Annotated in this window: 22 protein-coding genes; 12 read left to right on the top strand and 10 right to left on the bottom strand. The window is 69.8% G+C overall.

Annotated features, from left to right (window positions below; translation table 11 throughout):
• Nucleotides 1-288: 288 nt before the first annotated feature.
• Complete coding sequence (locus tag ACFVM3_RS21190) at nt 289-1245, top strand: alpha/beta hydrolase (RefSeq protein WP_378440991.1); 957 nt, start codon at nt 289-291, stop codon at nt 1243-1245.
• Here ACFVM3_RS21190 and ACFVM3_RS21185 read toward each other — a convergent pair.
• Nucleotides 1191-1874, bottom strand: a complete 684-nt coding sequence (locus ACFVM3_RS21185; protein ID WP_378440989.1) for a TetR/AcrR family transcriptional regulator — start codon at nt 1872-1874, stop codon at nt 1191-1193. The genes ACFVM3_RS21190 and ACFVM3_RS21185 overlap by 55 nt on opposite strands.
• Before the next feature lie 120 nt (nt 1875-1994).
• Nucleotides 1995-3287: an amidase family protein gene (locus ACFVM3_RS21180; protein ID WP_378440987.1), complete on the bottom strand. Its 1293-nt coding sequence runs from the start codon at nt 3285-3287 to the stop codon at nt 1995-1997.
• Nucleotides 3288-3388: 101 nt separating this feature from the next.
• Here ACFVM3_RS21180 and ACFVM3_RS21175 point away from each other — a divergent pair, with 101 nt between their 5' ends.
• Genes ACFVM3_RS21175 through ACFVM3_RS21160 form a run of 4 tightly spaced genes read left to right on the top strand, consistent with a single transcriptional unit; the run spans nt 3389 to nt 8143 of the window.
• Nucleotides 3389-4372 (top strand): ornithine cyclodeaminase, encoded by a 984-nt coding sequence (locus tag ACFVM3_RS21175; RefSeq protein WP_378440985.1) that lies wholly within the window; start codon nt 3389-3391, stop codon nt 4370-4372.
• Nucleotides 4363-5709: a Y4yA family PLP-dependent enzyme gene (locus ACFVM3_RS21170; RefSeq protein WP_378440983.1), complete on the top strand. Its 1347-nt coding sequence runs from the start codon at nt 4363-4365 to the stop codon at nt 5707-5709. The genes ACFVM3_RS21175 and ACFVM3_RS21170 overlap by 10 nt, the downstream gene beginning before the upstream one ends.
• Nucleotides 5706-6764, top strand: coding sequence for a PLP-dependent cysteine synthase family protein (locus ACFVM3_RS21165; RefSeq protein WP_378440981.1), 1059 nt, complete (start codon nt 5706-5708; stop codon nt 6762-6764). The genes ACFVM3_RS21170 and ACFVM3_RS21165 overlap by 4 nt, the downstream gene beginning before the upstream one ends.
• Entirely contained in the window at nt 6761-8143 is a 1383-nt protein-coding gene (locus ACFVM3_RS21160; protein WP_378440979.1) for an MATE family efflux transporter, read from the top strand. Before ACFVM3_RS21165 ends, ACFVM3_RS21160 begins: the two co-directional genes overlap by 4 nt.
• On the opposite strand, the gene ACFVM3_RS21155 is transcribed toward ACFVM3_RS21160, so the two are convergent.
• Complete coding sequence (locus ACFVM3_RS21155; RefSeq protein WP_378440977.1) at nt 8119-9081, bottom strand: hypothetical protein; 963 nt, start codon at nt 9079-9081, stop codon at nt 8119-8121. The genes ACFVM3_RS21160 and ACFVM3_RS21155 overlap by 25 nt on opposite strands.
• Before the next feature lie 127 nt (nt 9082-9208).
• Between ACFVM3_RS21155 and ACFVM3_RS21150 the strand changes: the two genes are divergently transcribed.
• Both ACFVM3_RS21150 and katG read left to right on the top strand, forming a co-directional pair.
• Nucleotides 9209-9631, top strand: coding sequence for a Fur family transcriptional regulator (locus ACFVM3_RS21150; protein WP_378440975.1), 423 nt, complete (start codon nt 9209-9211; stop codon nt 9629-9631).
• A gap of 27 nt (nt 9632-9658) precedes the next feature.
• Entirely contained in the window at nt 9659-11893 is a 2235-nt protein-coding gene (katG, locus tag ACFVM3_RS21145) for a catalase/peroxidase HPI (RefSeq protein WP_378440973.1), read from the top strand.
• A gap of 53 nt (nt 11894-11946) precedes the next feature.
• Here katG and ACFVM3_RS21140 read toward each other — a convergent pair whose 3' ends face one another.
• Together ACFVM3_RS21140 and ACFVM3_RS21135 are read right to left on the bottom strand one after the other, a co-directional pair.
• A complete protein-coding gene (locus ACFVM3_RS21140) occupies nt 11947-12729 on the bottom strand; it encodes a GAF and ANTAR domain-containing protein (protein WP_378440971.1) in 783 nt (260 codons plus the stop codon).
• 83 nt (nt 12730-12812) lie between these two features.
• Nucleotides 12813-13190: a VOC family protein gene (locus tag ACFVM3_RS21135; RefSeq protein WP_378440969.1), complete on the bottom strand. Its 378-nt coding sequence runs from the start codon at nt 13188-13190 to the stop codon at nt 12813-12815.
• Between the two features lie 89 nt (nt 13191-13279).
• Between ACFVM3_RS21135 and ACFVM3_RS21130 the strand changes: the two genes are divergently transcribed.
• Complete coding sequence (locus tag ACFVM3_RS21130) at nt 13280-13831, top strand: hemerythrin domain-containing protein (protein WP_378440967.1); 552 nt, start codon at nt 13280-13282, stop codon at nt 13829-13831.
• Nucleotides 13832-13888: 57 nt separating this feature from the next.
• A complete protein-coding gene (locus ACFVM3_RS21125) occupies nt 13889-14233 on the top strand; it encodes an STAS domain-containing protein (RefSeq protein ID WP_378440965.1) in 345 nt (114 codons plus the stop codon).
• Here ACFVM3_RS21125 and ACFVM3_RS21120 read toward each other — a convergent pair.
• Both ACFVM3_RS21120 and ACFVM3_RS21115 read right to left on the bottom strand, forming a co-directional pair.
• Nucleotides 14230-15672, bottom strand: coding sequence for an aminotransferase class I/II-fold pyridoxal phosphate-dependent enzyme (locus tag ACFVM3_RS21120; protein WP_378440963.1), 1443 nt, complete (start codon nt 15670-15672; stop codon nt 14230-14232). The two genes, ACFVM3_RS21125 and ACFVM3_RS21120, sit on opposite strands and share 4 nt — an antisense overlap.
• An 11-nt stretch (nt 15673-15683) precedes the next feature.
• A complete protein-coding gene (locus ACFVM3_RS21115) occupies nt 15684-16016 on the bottom strand; it encodes a plasmid stabilization protein (protein WP_378440961.1) in 333 nt (110 codons plus the stop codon).
• 234 nt (nt 16017-16250) lie between these two features.
• On the opposite strand from ACFVM3_RS21115, the gene ACFVM3_RS21110 reads away from it, so the two are divergent.
• Nucleotides 16251-17036, top strand: coding sequence for a SigB/SigF/SigG family RNA polymerase sigma factor (locus ACFVM3_RS21110; protein WP_378441068.1), 786 nt, complete (start codon nt 16251-16253; stop codon nt 17034-17036).
• Here ACFVM3_RS21110 and ACFVM3_RS21105 read toward each other — a convergent pair.
• From ACFVM3_RS21105 to ACFVM3_RS21095, 3 genes are all read right to left on the bottom strand, one after another.
• Nucleotides 16993-17763, bottom strand: a complete 771-nt coding sequence (locus ACFVM3_RS21105) for a decarboxylase (protein ID WP_378440960.1) — start codon at nt 17761-17763, stop codon at nt 16993-16995. The genes ACFVM3_RS21110 and ACFVM3_RS21105 overlap by 44 nt on opposite strands.
• A gap of 53 nt (nt 17764-17816) precedes the next feature.
• Nucleotides 17817-18197 (bottom strand): DUF6292 family protein, encoded by a 381-nt coding sequence (locus ACFVM3_RS21100; protein ID WP_378440958.1) that lies wholly within the window; start codon nt 18195-18197, stop codon nt 17817-17819.
• 77 nt (nt 18198-18274) lie between these two features.
• On the bottom strand, nt 18275-18715 hold the full coding sequence (locus ACFVM3_RS21095; protein WP_378440956.1) for an Hsp20/alpha crystallin family protein: 441 nt from the start codon (nt 18713-18715) through the stop codon (nt 18275-18277).
• A gap of 105 nt (nt 18716-18820) precedes the next feature.
• Here ACFVM3_RS21095 and ACFVM3_RS21090 point away from each other — a divergent pair, with 105 nt between their 5' ends.
• The gene (locus tag ACFVM3_RS21090) at nt 18821-19435 is read left to right on the top strand and encodes an HSP18 transcriptional regulator (protein WP_378440954.1); all 615 of its coding nucleotides are present in this window, start codon (nt 18821-18823) and stop codon (nt 19433-19435) included.
• A 62-nt stretch (nt 19436-19497) separates the two neighbouring features.
• Entirely contained in the window at nt 19498-19686 is a 189-nt protein-coding gene (locus ACFVM3_RS21085) for a hypothetical protein (protein WP_378440952.1), read from the top strand.
• Nucleotides 19687-19804 lie beyond the last annotated feature (118 nt).

Raw genomic sequence — 19804 nt, 5'->3', positions numbered from 1 at the left:
GGGGTGAGAGGCCTTTGTGGACAGTGGAGCCGGAGCGTGTCGCGAAAGCCACCTTCGCGACGTCTGATGTCCCGAAAGGGGCTTTCGCGACACCTGGGTGCGGAGGCCGTCAACAGGACTTACCGACAGTGCTCCGGGGAAATCCGTGCCGCGGCGGCGCTCGCTCCTCCGGCTCACCGGATCGAAAGCGCACAGCGATGCACTTGCTGTTGCACGCGATGCGTGCATAATGGCGAAGGGGTCCTGCCCGAGACGAACCCGGTGTGAAGCCGGGAGGGGAGCGAAGAGATGAGTGACGAGATCGCCGCCGAACTGCGACCGCGGGAGCCGGACTTCTCGACGATCACGGCCGACGAGCTGATCGCCTACCGGGAGGCGGAAAACCGGGCCCGGGCGTCCAAAGCGGCCCGGGCGTTCCTCGGGGAACCGGACGAAGGCGCGTTGATCGACTGGCGGGAGATCGCGTTGCCCGGCCGCGATCTGCCGGTCCGGGTGTACCGCCCGGCCGTCGGCGGCGACGTCGCGCTGCCGCTCGTGGTCCACGTCCACGGAGGCTGCTTCGTCGGTACCGCGGTGCAATGCGACTGGCCCAACAGCCGTCTCGCCGCGCGGCTGCCCGCGGTGGTCGTTTCGGTCGAGCACCGCCTTGTCTCTCCGGAAATCCCGCTCCCGCTCGCGGCCGACGACGGCTGGGACACGCTGGTGCACGTGGTCCGTCACGCCGCCGAGTGGGGTGTCGACCCCGACCGGGTGGCCGTGGTCGGCGAGAGCTTCGGAGGGTTGATCAGCGCGCTGACCGCCATCCGGTCCAGGGAAAGCGGGCCGCGGCTCACGGCACAGGTGCTGGTCAATCCGGCGGTCGACGTGACCGACTCGATGTTCGACCATCCCTCGATCACCGAGTACGCCTACAGCCCGACCCGGGCACTGCCGCAACTCCAGCTCGTCCAACGGCTTTCGGTCCCGCCGGGGGTCGACGCCCGCGCTTGGTCACCCGTTCGTGTCGACGACCTGAGCGGACTCGCGCCCGCGCTCGTGGTGGTGCCGACCCGGGACGCGCTCGCGGATCACGGTCGCCGTTACGCGGAACGGCTGCGCGAGGCCGGGACCGAGGTGCGGCTTTCCGAATATCCGGGAGCGCGGCACGGATTCCTCACGCTGCCCGGGGTGGAGCCGCAGGCCGGGGCCGCTCAGGCGGAGATATCCGAGTTCCTGCGCGAGGCGTTCGCTTCGGCCTCGATCTGATCGAGGTGCGCGGCGAGGATGTCCGCGTAGGCGTCCCGGCGGTCGGCGCCGAGCGGGAGGATCTCGCGGGCGAAACGGGCCACCGCGGGGAACTGTTCCGGGTCGGCGCCGAGGACGGCGACCCGGAACGATTCCATGCCGTGCTCGCGATCTTCCGCGGCGAGGGTGCCGATGCCGCCGTCGGAGGCGATCAGCGCGGTCACGAGGACCGCGAGCCGGTGGCAGTGGGCGGGAATGCGCTCATCGGGCAGGCCGGATGAGCGCAAAGCCTGGAGCAGCGCTTCCAGGACGGCGCGCGATCCGGTGCCGCCCGACGCGAACCGCCCCCAGACGGTGGCGATCTGGGGCTGCCGGGCGAAGACGTCGCGGAGCCGGAACGCGATGTCGGTGACGCACTGTTTCCAGTCGCCTTCGGGTTCGTAGCCCTCGATGGCGGTGAGGAGGGCGCGGTCGGCGACGGCGCGCAGGAGTTCGGCCTTGTTCCGGAAATGCCGGTACAGACTCGAGGAATCGGTGCCGAGCACCGCCGCGAGCTTCCGCACGCTGAACGCCTCCGCGTCACCGCCCGCCAGGAGTTTTCCTGCCGCGTCGAGGATGTCGTCGCTGGACCAGCGCCGTCGACCTGTCATCACCGGTACTTCTTCCTGTAGCCGTCAGTGGCACAGTTTACGATCGCACGCGCCGGGTGCAATGGCGATGTCACGTGATCGAGTGGACGACACGACCGCGGCCGGGTCCCTTGTGGACAGTCACGACCCGTCGAGGATCCGTTCGACGAAGGCGACGGCCGCCAGCAGCTTCCGGTCTTCGCCGACGGCGCCGTCGAGGGCGAGTCCGGCGGGCAGGCCGTCGCGGTCGCGCCCCATCGGGACGGTCACTCCAGGGAAACCCGCGATGCTGCCGGGCTGGCAGTTGCGGATGAAGGTCGCGAAGGTCGGGACCGCGCGCCCGCGGTGGACGAACTTCTCGACGGCCGAGAAATCCCGTGCTGTCGCGGGGGTGGTGGGGAAGGCCAGCGCGTCGATTCCGCTGTCGGTGAAGATCTTCGCGTAGGCGTCACGCAGGGCGGACCGGGTGGCGAGCGCCGCCTCGTAGACGGACGGCTCGACACCCGGCACGACCGCCTCGGCGAAGATCGCCCGGACGTCGGGCGCGGCGACCTCGGCGACGAGGCGCTCGAACGAGACCGCGGGCACGTATTCGGCGAGGTAGGACCGGAGTGCGACGCCCGCTTCGTGGATCACCAGCGGCATTCCCTGGTCGGCGACGAGTTCGGCGAGGGGTGTGTCGTCGATGGGCACGAGGACGACGCCTGCCGCACGCAGCCGGGAGAGCGCGGCGTCCCACAGCTCCTCGACCTCCTCGGAAAGGTCGCCGGTCAGGAATTCGTGCGGTACACCCAGCCGGAGCTGTGAGCTCTCGATCAGCGGTTCCGGCTCTTCTCCCGCGAGCACCGCGTCGAGAAGAGCGAGGTCGGCGACCGTGCGGGCGATCGGCCCGGCCGTATCCCTGGTGGTGCTCAACGGGGTCATACCGCCGGACGGGTAGCGGCCCGAGGTCGGCCGGAAACCGCAAACCCCGTTGAGCGCGGCGGGAACCCGCACCGAACCCCCGGTGTCGGTGGCCAGCCCCGCCGGGACGATGCCCGCCGCGACGGCGACCGCGGTCCCGCCGCTGCTGCCCCCGGCGAACCGGGACGGGTCGACGGCGTTGCGCACCGGGCCCAGCGGGGTCGTGTCGCAGGTGATGCCGAACGCGAGTTCGTGCATGGCCGCCTTGCCGATGACGACGGCGCCCGCGTCGACCAGTCGCCGGACCACCTCCGCGTGTTCGCGCGGAACGTGGTGTGCGAGCGCCGGGGTGCCCGCGGTGTTCGGCATCCCCGCGACGTGGATGTTGTCCTTGACCACCAACGGCATCCCGGTGAGCGGGCCGCTCGTCCCCGGTGTGCCGTCGTCCGCCGCGAGATGGCTGATCGCGTTGAGGTGCCGGGCTTCTTCCGCGCGCGAGCGGCTTTCCGAAGCGCTCCAAGGTCCACTCACGCTCGCCAGCTTAGCGTGACAAGGACCACAGTTACTGAAAAAGACAATCATTTTCATTAAGCTGCGGCGCGTCACCTTCCCACGAGAAAGGTCGATCGTTCATGAGCTCCGGTCCCTCGCTGCACATTCTCACGCGCTCGGATCTGCACAACCTCGAACTCACCCCGGACGAGGCGATCACCATGGTCGAAGACGGCTACCTCGCCTACGCGTCCGGCGCCTCGCGGAACCCGGCGAAGCTGATGGTGCCGATGCCGGATCCCGCGCGGGACGCCGTCGCGTACTCGATGCTCGGCTACGACGGCTCGCTCGAACAGGCCGCCTTCAAGACGAGCTACCGCCAGGGCAGCACGTCGGCCGAGAAGTACTACACGACGATCACCCTCTACGACGACACCACCGGTCTGCCGTTCGCGCTCATGGACTGCCACCGCGTCGGCGCCACCCGCACGCCCGCCAGCACCGCGCTGATCGCACGGTCCTGCGCCCAGCCCGGCGCGCGATCCGCGCTCATGGTCGGCACCGGCGCGCAGGGGATCCGGACGCTTCCGTACCTGCTCACCGCGCTGCCGGAGCTGGAGCGGATCCGGTTGTTCGGCACGCATCCCGACGGCCTGCGCGACAGCGTCGCCGCGGTGAAGGCGCGGTTCCCGGACCGTGAGGTCGAGCTCGTCGACGACGTCGAGGCCGCGGCGCGCGAGTCCGACATCGTGGTCGCGGCGTCGGGCCGCGCGGCCCACCCGAAGATCCGGCTCGGCTGGCTGCCCCCGGGCGGGCTGCTGATCTCTGTCGCCAGCAAGGGTGTCCAGGAGGGCACGCTCGCCGAGGCGGACTACACCGTGGCCACCAGCGGCGCGCAGGTCGAGGTGACCGGGCAGCGGATGGCGGGCCCGGACGGCGTGTTCCGGATCGACGCCGAACTGCCGGAGATCCTCGCCGGTCGCGCGCCCGGCCGTCGCGGCGACGACGACCGGGTGTTCGCCTTCAGCAGCGGCATGATCATCACCGACATCCCGGTGGCGCACGCGCTCGCCGCCCGCGCCATCGCGGCGGGCCGCGGCCGCGAGGTGGCCCTGTGGACCTGATCGACACCCTTTCCCCGCCCTTGCCCGCGCTCGAACGCCCTTGGGCGCCGCGTCTGCGTGCCTCGGAGACACTGTGGGAGATCGCCCGCGCGGTCGGCGGCGGGCCGTTCCACGTGGTCCATCCGGCCACTTTCGCCGAGAACCTCGGGGGAATGGTCGCGGCGCTCGCGGCCGAGCGTGTCGAGGGCACCGTCTACTACGGGAAGAAGGCCAACAAGGCGGCGGCTTGGCTGCGGGAATGCACCCGGCCCGGCACGGGTGTCGACGTCGCGAGCGTGCCCGAACTCGTGCACGCCCTCGGCAACGGCCTGCGCGGCGAGGCGATCGGGGTCACCGGCGCCGCCAAACCGGACGGCCTCCTCTGGCTCGCCCTGCGGCATCGTTGTCTCATCGCGGTGGACGCGGCCGACGAGCTGGAACGCGTCGCGCGCCTGGCCGCCGAACTCGGGGAGACTGCCCAGGTGCTGCTGCGGGTGCGGCCGCCGTCCGCGCCGGAGAGCCGCTTCGGTTTCGCGCCCGACGCCTTGAAAGCGGCGGTACGGCAGTGCGCGGAATCGGTCGTCCTGCGCGGTTTCTCGTTCCATCTCGACGGCTACGCTCCCGTGCCGCGGGCGGAACTGGCCGCGTACCTGATCGATCTGTGCCAGGACGCCCGCGCGCTCGGGCAGCCCGCGTCGAAGATCAGTATCGGCGGCGGGATCGCCGTGTCCTATGTGGACTCCGGCGACTGGGTGCGGTTCGAGTCCGGCAGGCACGACGGCTGGTTCCACGCCGGCCGCAACCCCGCCCGGACCTACCCGTACCACCAGGCGCCCGCCGGGGCGGCCATGGTGACCGCGATCCTGCGGCACGAGATCGCCGGGAAACCGCTCGCGGAACACCTGCGCGCGGCCGGGATCGAGCTGCTGCTCGAACCGGGCCGGGCCCTCGTCGACGGCGCCGGGTTCTCGGTGTTCCCCGTGCTGGGCTGCAAAGCCACCGAAGACCACCTGATCACCACGGTCGCGGGCCTTTCGATGAGCCTGTCCGAGCAGTGGAAGGGCAGCGAGTTCTTGCCCGATCCGCACCTCGTGCGAAGGGAAGCCACAGTCGGTACACCGGTGCGCACCGTCGTCGGCGGTTCGAGCTGCATGGAGTACGACGTGCTCACCTGGCGCGCGGTGGAACTGCCCGTGCGGCCGAGGACCGGCGATCTGCTCGTGTACCCCAACACGGCCGGCTACCAGATGGACAAGAACGAGAGCGGCTTCCATCAGCTTCCCCTGCCCCCGAAGGTGGTGGTCGACGGCGACCGCTGGCACGTCGACACCGACTACCCGATCCAGGAGATCCGATGACGATCGTCCGGCGCGCGTCCGAGCTGATCGGGAACACGCCGCTGCTGGAGCTCGCGCGCACCGGCACCGGAACGCGCCTCCTGCTCAAACTCGACCACCTCAACCCGACCGGCTCGTGCAAGGTGCGCATGGCCAGGCAGATGATCGACGAGGCGGAACTGGAAGGACGGCTGCGGCCGGGCGGGCATATCGTCGAACCCACCTCCGGCAACACCGGCAACGGGCTCGCGCTCGTGGCGCTGGAACGCGGCTACCGGTTCACCGCCGTGGTCGACCACCACGCCGCCAGGGAAAAGCTCCGGATGCTGCGCGCGCTCGGCGCGGAACTGGTGTTCGCCGACGGTCCGCCGGACGGCGGGGTCAGCTCGGTCCAGCGGCGGCGGATCGCCGCCCGGATCGCCGCGGAAACCGGTGCCTACCATCCGGATCAGCACAACCATCCGGGCAATGGCAACGGGTACGCCGGGCTGGCGCGGGAACTCCTCGGGCAGCTCGGCGACGTCGACGTGCTCGTCGCGGCGATCGGCACCGGCGGCTCCCTGTGCGGGACGGCGCGCTTCCTGCGCGCGGCGGGAGCGGACACCCGCACGGTCGCGGTCGAACCCGTCGGCTCGATCATCTTCGGTGGCGCGCCGGGGATCTACCACCAGACCGGGGCCGGCAGCCCGGCCGGATTCCCGGTCGGGGACAACGTCGACCGGTCGCTGATCGACGAAGCCCACCGGGTGTCCGACAGCGACGCCTTCGCCGGGGCCCGCGTCGTCGCCAGGCGCACGGGCGTCCTGGTCGGCGGGACCACCGGCGGCGCGATCCACGTCGCGCTCCGGCGGCTCTACGCGTATCCGGCCGGAAGCGTCGTCGTGGTGCTGTGCAACGACGCGGGGGAGAAGTACCTCGACTCGGTCTACGACGACGAATGGCTGCGTGCCAGGGGAGTGCTCGACGAACCGGCCCACCGCCGGATGGAGCGCTGGTTCGCCACCTACGCCGCGTCCGTGCGAGCGGCCACCCGCGACCGGACGGCTCGGCCGGCACCGGTGGCGGTGGGCGTATGAGCACGGCCGTGGCGACGCGCGGCTACCGGGCACTCGTCGCGCTGGCCGCGCCGATCGCGGGAATCCAGCTGGCGCAGGTGGCGCTCACCAGCGTCGACCTGGCCATGCTCGGGCTGCTCGGGGTGACCGCGGTGGCGGCGGGCGGACTGGCGATCCTGCTCTACAACCAGGTCCGCACCATGTGCGTCGGCATGGTCACCGGCGTCGGGAACCTCGTGGCCACGGCGGCCGGGGCGGGGGAACTCCGCACCGGCACCGGCGAACTCGACGTGCGGGCGCGGGACGAGATCCGGACGCTCCTGCGGTCCGCGCTGCTCGTCGCGACCCTGACCGCGGGGGTGGGCGCGGCGGTCCTTTGTGGACTGGCGGTCGCCTTGCCGTCGCTCGGGCAGAAACCGGAGATCGTGACGCTCGCCGGTGCGATGATGTTCGCGCTGGCTGGCGGGCTGTTCCCCATGGTGTGGCTGAACGTGCTGCGCCAGTTCGCCGTCGGGCTGCGGCGCCCGGGGTCCCTCCTCGCCGTGACCCTGGTGTCGATCGCGGTCAACGCCGCCCTCAACGCGGCCTTCATCTACGGCTGGGCAGGCCTGCCGGAGCTGGGCGTCGCCGGGATCGGCCTGGCGACGACGCTGGTCCAGTTCTTCACGCTCGCCGTGTTCGCCTCGGCCGTCCGGCGGGATCCCTTGCTACGCCCCATGGTTTCGCTGGCGCTCTGGCGCGCGGATCCGGTCGTGGTCCGGCGGATCGTCCGGCACGGGACCCCGATCTGTTTCACCTACGGGTCGGAGGCCGCGATCACCTCGATCGCGACCATGCTGATGGGCGCCTTCGGCCCGGCGATGCTCGCCGCGTCGAACGTCGCGAACCAGCTCGCCTACATCGTCTACCAGGCCAATATCGGGCTGTCGCAAGGATCGTCCATTTTGGTCAGCCGCGCGGTCGCCCACGGCGATCAAGGGCGGGCGCCGGTGATCGCCCGCCAGGCGCTCACCCTTTCCTGGTCGCTGATGGCGGTGGTGAGCGTGGCGTACCTGGTGGTGCCGGAGGTGCTGTTGTGGCCGTTCCTGCACGACGAGGCCGACACGGTGGTGTTCGGCACGGCGTCGGCCCTGCTGGTGTTCGCCATCGCGCAGCAGTACAGCAAGGGGACGCAGAACATCCTCGTCGGTCTGCTGCGCGGGCTCGGCGACACCGTTTCCGGGCTTCGCTGCACCCTCGTCGGGTACTGGGCGGTCGGTGTCCCGTCGATGTTCTTGTGCGCCTACGTGTTCGGCTGGGGCGGCTGGGGTGTCTGGACCGGGCTGTGCCTCGGCTTCGCGGCGACCGCGGTCCTGCTCGGACGGCGGTTCGCCGCTCACGGCCCCGGTTCGGCGCGGTAGCGGTCGATCCGGTGAAGCAGGTCACGGGCGGCGGGGTCGGTCGCGTGACCGCGCAGGAGCGCCGCCAGCGGCGCGAGCCGGTCCTTGGTACGGGTGGAACCGAGGCCGCGAGCCAGGTCCACCGCCTCGGAGCCGGTGCGGACCGCCTCGTCGAAATCGCCGTGGAGCGCGTGGTTCTGCGCGAGCATGATCAGGGTGAGCGCCAGGCTGCGGGACATTTCCGCGCCGTAGCCACCGACGGCGTCTCGTAGCCGCGCGATCGCCTCGTCGCAGTGCCGCGAGGCGACCGTCCTGGCCAGTTCGGTCAGGACGGTCCCTCGCATCGCGGCCATGTCGGTGGTGCCGAAGAAGGCTTCCCAGGGGCGCGCGGGCGCCCAGGTGCCCGCACTCTCGAAGTGGCTCTCCGCCTGGGCCAGGCATACGAGGGCGGCGCGTTCGTCGCCGGTCTTGGCCAGCGCCCACGCCTCGTTGACCGTCAGGATCGCCCGCGCCCGCCGGGAGCCGGACCGGTCGGCGGCCGCCTGGCCCTGGCGGAGCTGACCCAGCGCGTCTTCGACGTCGTCGTGGTGCAGCGCCAGCCTGCCGAGGCGATAGCGGATGTTGGCGACGAGATTGTCGTTTCCCGCCTCGGTGGCGAGATCGAGCGCGCGGTCGAACCGGATCCGCGCCGGAATCCGGCGGCCGATGTCGAATTCCGTCCAGCCGAGCAGATTGTGCAGATCGGCGAGCACGGTCAGCAGCCGCGACCGGAGCGTGCCGGGAACCGTCCCCCAATTGAGCAAGAGGCTGACCGATTTCACGACGTGCACCGCGTCGTGGGAAAAGGCGCCACCCTGCCGGTAATCCAAGGCGCGCAGGACATCGACGGCGTTTTCGAGACATTCGACGTCGGTGGTGCCGATGCGGCCCGGCGGTTCGCCTTTTCCGGTCGTTGTCATGGGCTCACCTCACGCAAGTCATGGCCCGGCTCACCGGCTACCCGGAGTCGGCCGCTCCGAAACCGGCCGTCACTCCTCGGTGGCCTTGATTTGACCGATTCCAGAGACGCTCTTATCGTCCTTGGTGATGTCCGAATTCGAGGCACAGCTGCGAGCGGTCTCGCTGCGCGTGACTCGGCCCCGGCTGGCCGTGCTCGCGGCGTTGCGCGATCATCCGCACGTCGACACCGAAACGGTGCTGGCGCTGGTGCGGGCCGACCTGCCCACGGTCTCCCACCAGGCGGTCTACGACGTGTTGCGAGCGCTGACCGAAACCGGTCTGATCCGGCGTATCCAGCCCGCCGGCGCGCTCGCCCGCTACGAGACCCGGGTGGGGGACAACCACCACCATGTCGTCTGCCGGTCCTGCGGTGCGATCGCGGACGTCGACTGCGCCGTCGGCCAGGCCCCCTGTCTCACCGCCTCGGACGATCACGGGTTCGTGATCGACGAGGCGGAGGTCGTCTACTGGGGTCTGTGCCCCGGCTGCGCGGCCGACCCCGTCCAGTGATGAATTCGCCTGCCCGGAAGGAAAGAAATGAGTGACACCCCGGAGAAGGGCTGCCCGGTGGCCCACGACTCCGTGACCGCGCACGGTAGCGAGAGCGAGAACCCGGCGATCGACTCGCCGACCCCGAAAACGGGTGGCCGCCCGCGCACCAACAAGGACTGGTGGCCCAACCAGCTCGATCTGTCGGTGCTGCACGCCCACTCGCCGAAGGCCAACCCGCTCGGTGAGAACTTCAGCTACGCCAAGGAATTCGCCAAACTCGACGTCGAGGCCCTCAAACGTGACATCGTCGAGGTGCTCACCACCTCGCAGGACTGGTGGCCCGCCGACTTCGGCCACTACGGCGGCCTGATGATCCGGATGAGCTGGCACGCCGCGGGCACCTACCGCATCCACGATGGCCGCGGCGGCGCCGGAGACGGCGCACAGCGCTTCGCTCCGCTCAACAGCTGGCCCGACAACGCCAACCTCGACAAGGCGCGGCGGCTGCTGTGGCCGGTCAAGGAGAAGTACGGCCAGCAGATTTCGTGGGCCGACCTGCTCGTGCTCGCCGGGAACGTCGCGCTGGAATCGATGGGGTTCAAGACCTTCGGCTTCGGCTTCGGCCGGGTGGACACCTGGGAGCCCGAGGAGATCTTCTGGGGTCCGGAAGACACCTGGCTGGGTGACGAGCGCTACGCCAGCGACTCCGAGATGGTGCCGGACGTCGGCGCGACCGAGATGGGGCTCATCTACGTCAACCCGGAGGGGCCGCGCGGCAACGCCGACCCGGCCGCGGCGGCGCATTTCATCCGGGAGACCTTCGCCAGGATGGCGATGAACGACGAGGAGACCGTCGCGCTCATCGCCGGTGGGCACACCTTCGGCAAGACCCACGGCGCGGGTATCGCCGACGACCACGTCGGCCCGGAGCCCGAAGCCGCCCCGATCGAGACGCAGGGCCTCGGCTGGCTGAGCACCCACGGCAGCGGCAAGGGCGCGGACACGATCACCAGTGGTCTCGAAGTGACGTGGACCGACAAGCCGACGCAGTGGAGCAACCGGTTCTTCGAGATCCTCTTCGGTTACGAGTGGGAGCTCACCACGAGCCCCGGCGGCGCGAAACAGTACGTCGCCAAGGACGCCGAGGCGATCATCCCGGACGCGCACGACCCGGCCAAGAAGCACAAGCCGACCATGCTCACCACGGATCTGGCGCTGCGCGTCGACCCCACGTACGAGAAGATCTCGCGCCGGTTCCTGGAGAACCCGGACGAGTTCGCCCTCGCCTTCGCCAAGGCCTGGTACAAGCTGCTGCACCGCGACATGGGCCCGGTCAGCCGTTTCCTGGGGCCATGGGTCCCCGAGGCGCAGCTATGGCAGGACCCGGTGCCGGACGTCGACCACGAGCTCGTCGGAGAAGCCGACATCGCCGCCCTCAAGACGAAGGTGCTCGAGTCCGGGCTCACGGTCGCCCAGCTGGTCGGCACGGCGTGGGCGTCCGCGGCGAGCTTCCGGTCCACCGACAAACGCGGCGGCGCCAACGGCGCGCGGATCCGCCTCGAACCCCAGCGTGACTGGGAGGTCAACCAGCCGGAGCAGCTCAGGGCCGTCCTGGAGACGCTGGAAGGCATCCAGCGCGAGTTCAACGAAGCCGGTGGCGCCAAGATCTCGCTGGCCGACCTGATCGTGCTGGCGGGTACCGCCGCCGTCGAGAAGGCCGCGCGCGACGCCGGCACCGAGGTGAGCGTCGCGTTCCACCCCGGCCGCACCGACGCCACGCAGGAAAACACCGACGTCGAGTCGTTCAAGCTGCTCGAACCGCGCGCCGACGGGTTCCGCAACTACCTGCGTCCCGAGGAGAAGCTGCAGCCGGAGGTCCTGCTCGTCGAGCGCGCGTACATGCTCGACCTGACCGCCCCGGAGATGACCGTCCTCGTCGGCGGCCTGCGGTCCCTCGGGATCACCACCGGCGGCACCCGGCACGGTGTCCTCACCGACCGGCCGGGCGTGCTCACCAACGACTTCTTCACCAACCTCCTCTCGCCGGGGACGAAGTGGAAGGTGTCGGAGTCCGAGGAGAACGTGTACGAGATCCGCGACGTCACCACGGACGCGGTGAAGTGGACGGCCACCGCGGTCGACCTCGTCTTCGGCTCGAACTCCCAGCTGAGGGCGCTTTCCGAGGTCTACGCGGGCCAGGCCGGGCGCGAGCGGTTCGCCGCCGACTTCGCCAAGGCCTGGACCAAGGTCATGGAACTGGACCGGTTCGACCTCGCCTGAGGCCGCTGCGCGTGAAGGCCCCCTTCCCTCGGCTCAGCTGCGGGGAGGGGCCTTCACGGGGTGTCGAGTTCCGTGTGCCGGTCCGCCAGGGTGCGGGCGAGTTCGGCGAGTTTGACGTTGAGGTCCTGGGAGGTGCGGCGCAACAGGTCGAAGGCCTCGTCGGCGGTCAGGCCGCGTCGTTGCATGAGGATCCCCTTCGCCTGCCCGATGACGTCGCGCGATTCGACGGCACGCCGGAGATGGCTCGTTTCCAGGTCCGCCCGGCTCACCGCGCTGGTGGTCGCCAGCGCGAGCGAGCCGTGGGTCGCCAGCAGCAACGCGGTGTCCTGGGCCTGCGAATCGAGCGCCCCGGGACGGCGGCTGTAGATGTTCAGCGCGCCGGGCAGCCTCGGCGGAGCCGCGTCGGGCACCAGCAGGGTGGACAGGATCGCGGTGTACCCGTGTCGCACGGCGGCGCGGGAGAAGTCCGGCCACCTCTTCTCCGCCTTCAGGTCCTCACTGCGGATGTACCCGGGGCTTTCGCCGTCGGCGGTGTCGACGCACGGCCCCGTGCCCGCCCGGTACTGCACCTCGTCGAGTTCCATCGCCACTTCGCCGGTCGAGACGGGGGTGTGGAAGGTCCCGTCCGGGGCACGCAGTGTGACCGACACCAGGTCCGCGCCCGGGACGACCCGGTACGCGGCGGCGACCACCTGTTCCAGTACCTGGGCGGGCGTCGAGGCGGCCAGCAGCAGGCGCGTGAGTTCGACGAACTGCTCGGCCAGCGGGCCCGCCGACGTGTCCTCGCCGGAGCCGAATCCGGCCTTGTCGCGCTGCCACAGTCGTTCGTCCGCCATCGCTGACCATCCAGTCGTGTTCGGGTCCTCCACCGGGTACCCGGCGGCGTCATCCGCCAATCGAGTCCGATGTGGACAGTGGATCAGGGGTCGACCCTGGCGCGGAGAAGGCAGAACACGTTTCCCTCGGGGTCGGCGAGCACGTGCCACGACTCTTCCCCCGTCTGGCCGACGTCGGCGGGCCGCGCCCCGGCGGCGAGCAACCGCTCCAGTTCCGCGTCCTGATCACGGTCGGTGGGGTTCACGTCGAGGTGCAGCGGGAGTTTGCCCGGTTTGGGATCGTCGCTGCGGCTCAGGATCAACGTGGGCTGAGGCCCGCCGAAGCCGACGCCGGGCGGCCCGATCTCGATGTCCTCGCCGTCCTTGCCGATCTCGACGTAGCCGAGTACTTCGCACCAGAAGGCCGCCATCCGGACCGGGTCGGCGCAGTCGAGGATGAGTTCGGTGATACGGCAGGCCATACGGCGAGGATAGCCCCGATCCGGCGCATGAATCCGCGGGGAGCGGGTATCCGGTGGCGTCGGGTTGATCGCGCACCGAGGAGGCGGCCGTGGCCGGAGACGTCGTGGACTTGATCATGCAGGACCACCGCGAAGTGGAGCGGCTGTTCGGCGAACTCGAGCGGCATCCGGAGAAACGGCCGTTGCTCGTCCCCGTGCTCTCGGCGTTGCTCACCGCGCACAGCCGCGCCGAGGAGGCCGAGGTGTATCCGGCCGCCAAGGGCGAGGCGGACGAGGCCGACGAAGTCGCGCACGGTCAGAAGGAGCACGCCGAAGCCGAGCGGCTGCTCGTGAAGCTGAACGGCACCGAACCCGAATCGGAGGAGTTCGACAAGGTGCTCTCCGACCTCGTCGAGGCGGTCACGCATCACGTGAAGGAAGAGGAATCCACCGTACTGCCGAAGATGCGGCGCGAACTGGACGAAACGCGACGGCGGGAACTGGGTAAGGCCTTCGTGACCAGCCGGGCTTCGCATCTCGGCGACCGTCCCGGTGAGGCCACCAAACGAGAACTGCTGACCCAGGCGCGCAACGCGGGCGTGACGGGTGCTTCGAAGATGGACAAGGACGAGATCGAGCGTGCGGTGGCCAAGTCGTCCTGAGCGGACTGTCCTGTCGCGACGGTTGCGTTCCTGAGCACGCCCTTCTACCTTCGATGGATGGCGATCGATACCGAAGCCGGGCAGGCCGCACCCCTCGTCGTGGTTCCGACGGCCCGCTCGGAAGAAGCGATCACCGTCGAAGTGGCGGGTGACATCGATATTTCGACCAGTCCTCGGCTCCGGTCCGAGCTCTTCGAACTGCTGGCCGACGGCCCCGGCGCCGCGGTGATCGACATGACCGGCGTCGGCTTCTGTGATTCCTCGGGTCTTTCCGTGCTGGTGCAGCTGAATCGTCACTGCGTGGAGGCCGGGATCGACCTGAGCTTCGCGCCGTCCAAGGTGCTGCGGCGGGCCATCGAGCTCACCGGTCTGCTGCCGACGCTGAAGATGGCCGACGCTTAAGCGACGACGCGCACCGTGCCCAGTTCGGGGTCCGCGGCGTCGTAGATGAACATGCCGGCGCGGACACCGGTGTGGAGATAGTCGATGATCGCGTCGGTGAACACCTCACCGGGAGCGATCGCCGGGACACCCGGCGGGTAGGGGCTGATCATCTCCGCGCTGACGCGGCCCTCGGCCTTGTCGAGCGGCACATGCTCGGCGTCGGCGAAGAACGCGTCGCGGGGCAGCATCCGCATTTCCAGGGTCAGTTCGGCGGCCGAAGGCAGGTCGACCGCCGTCCGCCGCTCGAAATCGTGGTCTGCCAGCCCGCGCAGGCCGCTCATCAGGGCGGACACCGTTTCCTCGTCGTCCGCGTGGGTGATCTGCACCGCGATCCGCCGGTGATCGGACAGTCCGGTGTGCAGATGGCGTTCGGCGAGATGGTCGGCCGCCTGGTAGCCGGTGATGCCGAGCCCGGCGACGTCGACCACGATCTTGAGGGGATCGTGTTCGTAGGCGAGCGGGTGGAACTCCTCGGCCATCGCGTGCAGCCCGGGGAGGTCTTCGATCTCCGCCCGTACGCGGGCGGCCAGCACCAGCGCGTTGCCCAGCAGTTCTTCGCCGTGTTCGACCATTTGCCTGCGCCAGCCGTCGAGGGAGGCGAACAACAGCGCGGAGGTGCTCGTGGTGCCGAGCAGGTCCTCCCTGGCCTTCAGCACGTCAGGGGAGACGCGGTCGCCTCGTAGATGGAACACCGACGCCTGTTCAAGCCCTCCGCCCATCTTGTGCGTGCTCGTGACGCAAAGGTCGGCTTCGCCGTCCATCGCCCAGGTCGGCAGGTCGTCATGGAAGGGGTAGTGGGCGCCCCACGCCTCGTCGACGATCAGCGGTTTGTCCGCGGCGTGGCAGGCGCGGGCGACGCCGCGGATGTCGGCGCAGGTGCCGTAGTCGGTCGGGGTGATCAGCAGCATGCCTTTGACGCCGGGCGCCTCCGCCAGCGCGGCCTCGACCTCTTCCGGGCCGGGAGGATGCGCGAGATGGTGCTCCTCGTCGTACCGGGGGCGGACCCAGACCGGGTGCACCCCGCTGATCACCAGCCCGGCGACGACCGATTTGTGGGCGTTGCGGGACACCAGGAGACGTTCACCCGGTCCGGCGACGGCGAGCATGGCGCTCTTGACCGAGAGTGAACTTCCGCAGGTGGAGAAGAAGGTGTGCTCCGCGTCCACCGCGTCGGCCATCAGGTCCTGTGCCCGGCCGAGGATGCCGCGCGACATCCTGCGGTCGTCCAAACCGTTGAGGGTGAGCAGATCGGACGCGAACGCGTCGCGGCCGAGCAGTTCCAGTACCCGCGGATCCGCGCCGCGGCCCTGTTTGTGACCCGGCGGGGTGAAGGCGAGCCCGCCCGCGCGGCGGTAGGCCTCGATGGCTTCCAGTACCGGTGCGCGCGAGTGGTCCATCCTGCCTCCGATCAGCGGCCGAGCGCGTTCTGCAGTTCCTTCTTGGTCATGGTGGACCGGCCTTTGATGTTGCGTTTCTTCGCTTCGTTGTAGAGCTGGTCCTTGGTCGGCCCGCCGGGACCCTTGCGGTTGCCGGACCGTTCGCCGCCGCGTTTCTGCGGCGACTTGTCCTTGGTCGAACTCTTGCTCGCGGTTTTGGCTTCACCGGATTGGGCACGGTTCTTGTTCACCGTGCGTGCGGCGATCTCTTCGGCGCGGTCGGTGCTCGCGCCGCGTTTCTTCTGAGAGGACTTGATGTGCTCGTACTGACGTTCGCGTTTGTCGCTCCAGCTCTGTTCAGGCACGGCTCCTCCTTCGTCCTGACCTGCGGATACCCGTTCGGCCCATCGGTCAATCGAAAGATCACCCGTCCAGGGCAGAGCGGCGCCGGGCCGATGTTTACCGCCTCCGCCGTCCGGGTATCAAAACGGTGACGAGGGGAGCGGGTTCATGTCGGTCCACAAAGGACGAAGGTGACTTTGGTGAACGCTGTGTCGCTCATGGAAGACATCGATCACGTCGTCCTGCGGGAAGAGGCGGTGCCGGCTCCTCGCGACCGCCGTCCCCGGCGCAGGGACGACTATTCCCATTGCCGTCCCTGGTTCGACGAGATGGCCGCTCTGCCCGCGGGGCACCCGGAACGGGAGCGCCTGCGGGAACGTCTGATCCTCGAACTGCTGCCGATCGCCGAGCACATCGCCGTCCGGTTCAGCGGACGTGGGCAGCCGCGGGAAGACCTGATCCAGGTGGCGCGGATCGGCCTGATGAAGGCCGTGGACCGGTTCGATCCGGGGCAGGGCGGGGATTTTCTGGCGTACGCGGTGCCGACGGTGATGGGCGAAGTGCGGCGGTTCTTTCGTGACACCGGGTGGGCGGTCCACGTCCCGCGCGGGATGCAGGAACTGCGCACCCGGCTTTCGCGGGCGACCACGGAACTGACCCAGACCCTCGGCCGCGCGCCGACCCCCACGGAACTCGCCGCGCATCTCGACGTGGACGTCGACACCGTCCGCGAAGGCCTGCTCGCCGCGAACAGCTACCAGACGTCTTCCCTGGACCGGCCGGTCAACGACGGAGAGGGCTCGCTGCCGTTGTCCGACGTGGTCGGCGAACTGGATTCCCGCTTCGAGCACATCGAGGACCGGCACACCGTGGTCCCGTTGCTCCAACGGCTGCCGGAGCGGGAGCGGGCGATCGTCACGATGCGCTTCTTCGAGGGGATGACCCAATCGCAGATCGCCGAACGCGTCGGGATCTCGCAGATGCACGTTTCCCGCCTGCTCACGAAGATCCTCCAGGATCTGCGCGGCAGGCTCGACGGCTGAACAACTCGCCGAGGCCCTGCCGGATCGGCGGGTTGCCCAGCGCGCGCAGGGAATCCCAGAGGGTGACCGCGGTGGCCGTCAGCACGGGTTTGCCGACGCTCGTTTCGAGGTCTTCGAGCAACGGCGTCGTGTGCAGGGCCGTTTCGGGGATCAGCACCGCGTCGGCCTCGTCGTGGTCGGCCGCCGCGGCGAGTTCGGCGATGCGGGGGCCGTCCCAAGCCGCGAGCGCGCGATCCGAAGGCGCGTCGGCCGAGACCGAATGAACGGTGGAGAAACCCGCCTCCGCGAGGAAAGCGGCGAAAGTCGCGGTCGTGTCGCGGTGATAGACCGAGGCGAGCGCCACGCGCCCGGCACCCAAGTGGGCGAGCGCGGTGAGGTACGCCAGCGAAGTGCTGCGCGCGGGAACACCGAGCCGCTCGCCGAGTACCCGGGACTGTTCGAGCGCGCCGTCGAGGCCGCGCGTGAAACTGCAACTGGAACAGGCCCAGCTGACGACGTCGGGCGCCGTGCCGAACCGTGCGGCGGCCACGAGCCGGCCCGGCGCGCCGAGTTCACGGACGGCCTCGTGCTTTCCGGCCGCGTCGAGCTCGTCGACCCGGCCGATGTTCTCGCCCCACGGGACATAGGCGAAGTCCACGGTGAGATCTGGACTCAGTTTTTCCGCCAGGGCGAGGAAATCGTCCTCACCGCAGTCCCGCGTCGGGTACAGCAGGCCGATCCTGGGCACGGCTCACTCCTTCCGGGTCGAAGCCCTTCGGAGGTACCCGACGCGAGCCGCGGTCACGCGTGCGCGGCGGAGAGGGCGCCGAACTCCGGCGGGGTGAGCTGCCCGACGCTGTGGTCGTCCTCGCGGACGGCCTCGACGAAACGCGCGACCTGCGCGGGCCGCGGGGTGGCGGTCTTCCCGCCCAGGTAGCGGAGGACGATGAGATCCTCGCCGGAGTGGGTTTCGATCGCCACGGCCCAGCCGTGGATCTCGTCCCACAGCAGGGCGACGTCGCGCTCCGGATGGGTGGGGAGCCGCTCGTCGAGCGCGACGTACGCCGAGACCGGGCTGTCGTGGTCGACGGTGCAGGATTCGAGGCCGACGCCGAGGACCTCGGTGACTTCGGCGAGATACCCCCACACGGCGTCGCGGGTGTGCGGGTGGCGGACAGGCATGGTGAGCAAACGAGGACTTCCCTTCTTTCCCCGGCCTCGTCCGGTGCGGGACCCGGGGCCCGCACCGGACGGGACACTCAGGCCTGGATCTCCTTGCGGTCGGACGTGGAACCGGTGATTTCGATACGCCGCGGCTTGGCCTTCTCGGCGATCGGGATGCGCAGGGTCAGCACGCCCGCTTCGTAGCCCGCGGAGATGTTGTCGGTGTCGAGCGCCTCGCCGAGGAACAGCTGGCGGGAGAAGACGCCGAGCGGACGTTCGGAAACCTGCATCTGGACGTCTTTCCCGGCGAACGGCCGCCGCTCGGCCTTGACGGTCAGGACGTTGCGTTCGACGTCCAGCTCGATCGCGTCGGCGGTGACACCGGGAAGGTCGAAGCAGACGACGAACTGGTCGCCCTCGCGGTACGCGTCCATCGGCATGGTGGCCGGCTTGGACCAGGTGCCCGGATTCGCGGTGCCGAACATGTGCTGGGTCAGCCTGTCCAGTTCGCGGAACGGGTCGGTGCGCATCAACATCGGGTTCCACCTCCTGGGTCGTTGTCACTGGTGTCAACACGCACTACTGTTCTAACATGTCATCGGAACGATGACAACCATCAAGTCGTCGATTGGATGACAGCCATGGACGAAGACCCCGCCCAGACCGTGCGTACCGTGCGCGACGTGGTGGCCGAGGCCCGCTCCGGCGTTTCGGAACCGGAGAGGCTCCTGGCGGCGCTGGTCGCGTTGAAGACGGTCCGTGAGCAGCTGGCGGCTTGGGAGCCGGAGCTGATCGCGGCCGCTCGCGCGGGCGGCACCAGCTGGACGGCGCTCGCCCCCGCGCTGGGGGTCGCGAGCCGTCAGGCGGCGGAGCGGCGGTTCCTGCGGTTGCGGCCGACCGACGGCGGGGAGAGCACAGGGGAGGCGCGGGTCGACGCGGAACGCGACCGGCGTGCCGGTGATCGCGCGGTGGCCGAGTGGGCGCGGCGCAATTCGGCGATCCTGCGGCAGCTGGCCGGTCAGGCGGGCGCGCTGGACGGATTGAACGCCAAGGCCAAGGAAAGCGCCGAAAGGCTGAGCGCGGTGCTCGGCGAGGACGACGTCACCGGTCTCCTGGCGCCGCTGGCCGACCTGCGCGCCCATCTGCCCCGCGAGCACACCGGATTCGCCGAACGGCTCGGCGAGATCGGCATGCACACCGAGCAGGTCCGGCGGTCCGCCGTCGACGACAGGAGGGATCGCAACTCTTCACGGTGAGGGTGTGAACACGGCGCCGGACGGGTATCCGGTGCCGTCGCCGAGCGAGCCGGAGGTCTTCGATGCTGGTCCGACCCGATTCCCTGTCAGCCGCCGATGTCGTCGGGCTGGCGCTGAAAGTGCTCGCGGCGGAAGGCCTGCACGGACGAGCCGCGCAGGAGGCTCTCGAAGCGATGGCGCGGGAACGAGGCGTGCCGGTCAAGCGGTGCGCCGAGCTGATCGTGGCGGCCGTCGACGGGCGAGTGAACTGAGCGCCGGCAGCGGTCGAGCCGCGAAGCGGGCCATCGATCCAGGTGCACGACGTCATGAGGGCCCAGGCGGCTGAAGGGGCACTTTCCCCGCATCAGATGTGACGAAAGCGTCCTTCGC

This window comes from Amycolatopsis sp. NPDC057786 (assembly GCF_042797905.1).
GTDB lineage: Bacteria > Actinomycetota > Actinomycetes > Mycobacteriales > Pseudonocardiaceae > Amycolatopsis.
Note: the sequence above shows the minus strand (reverse complement) of the source record. Positions and strands in the feature narration are given on the sequence as shown.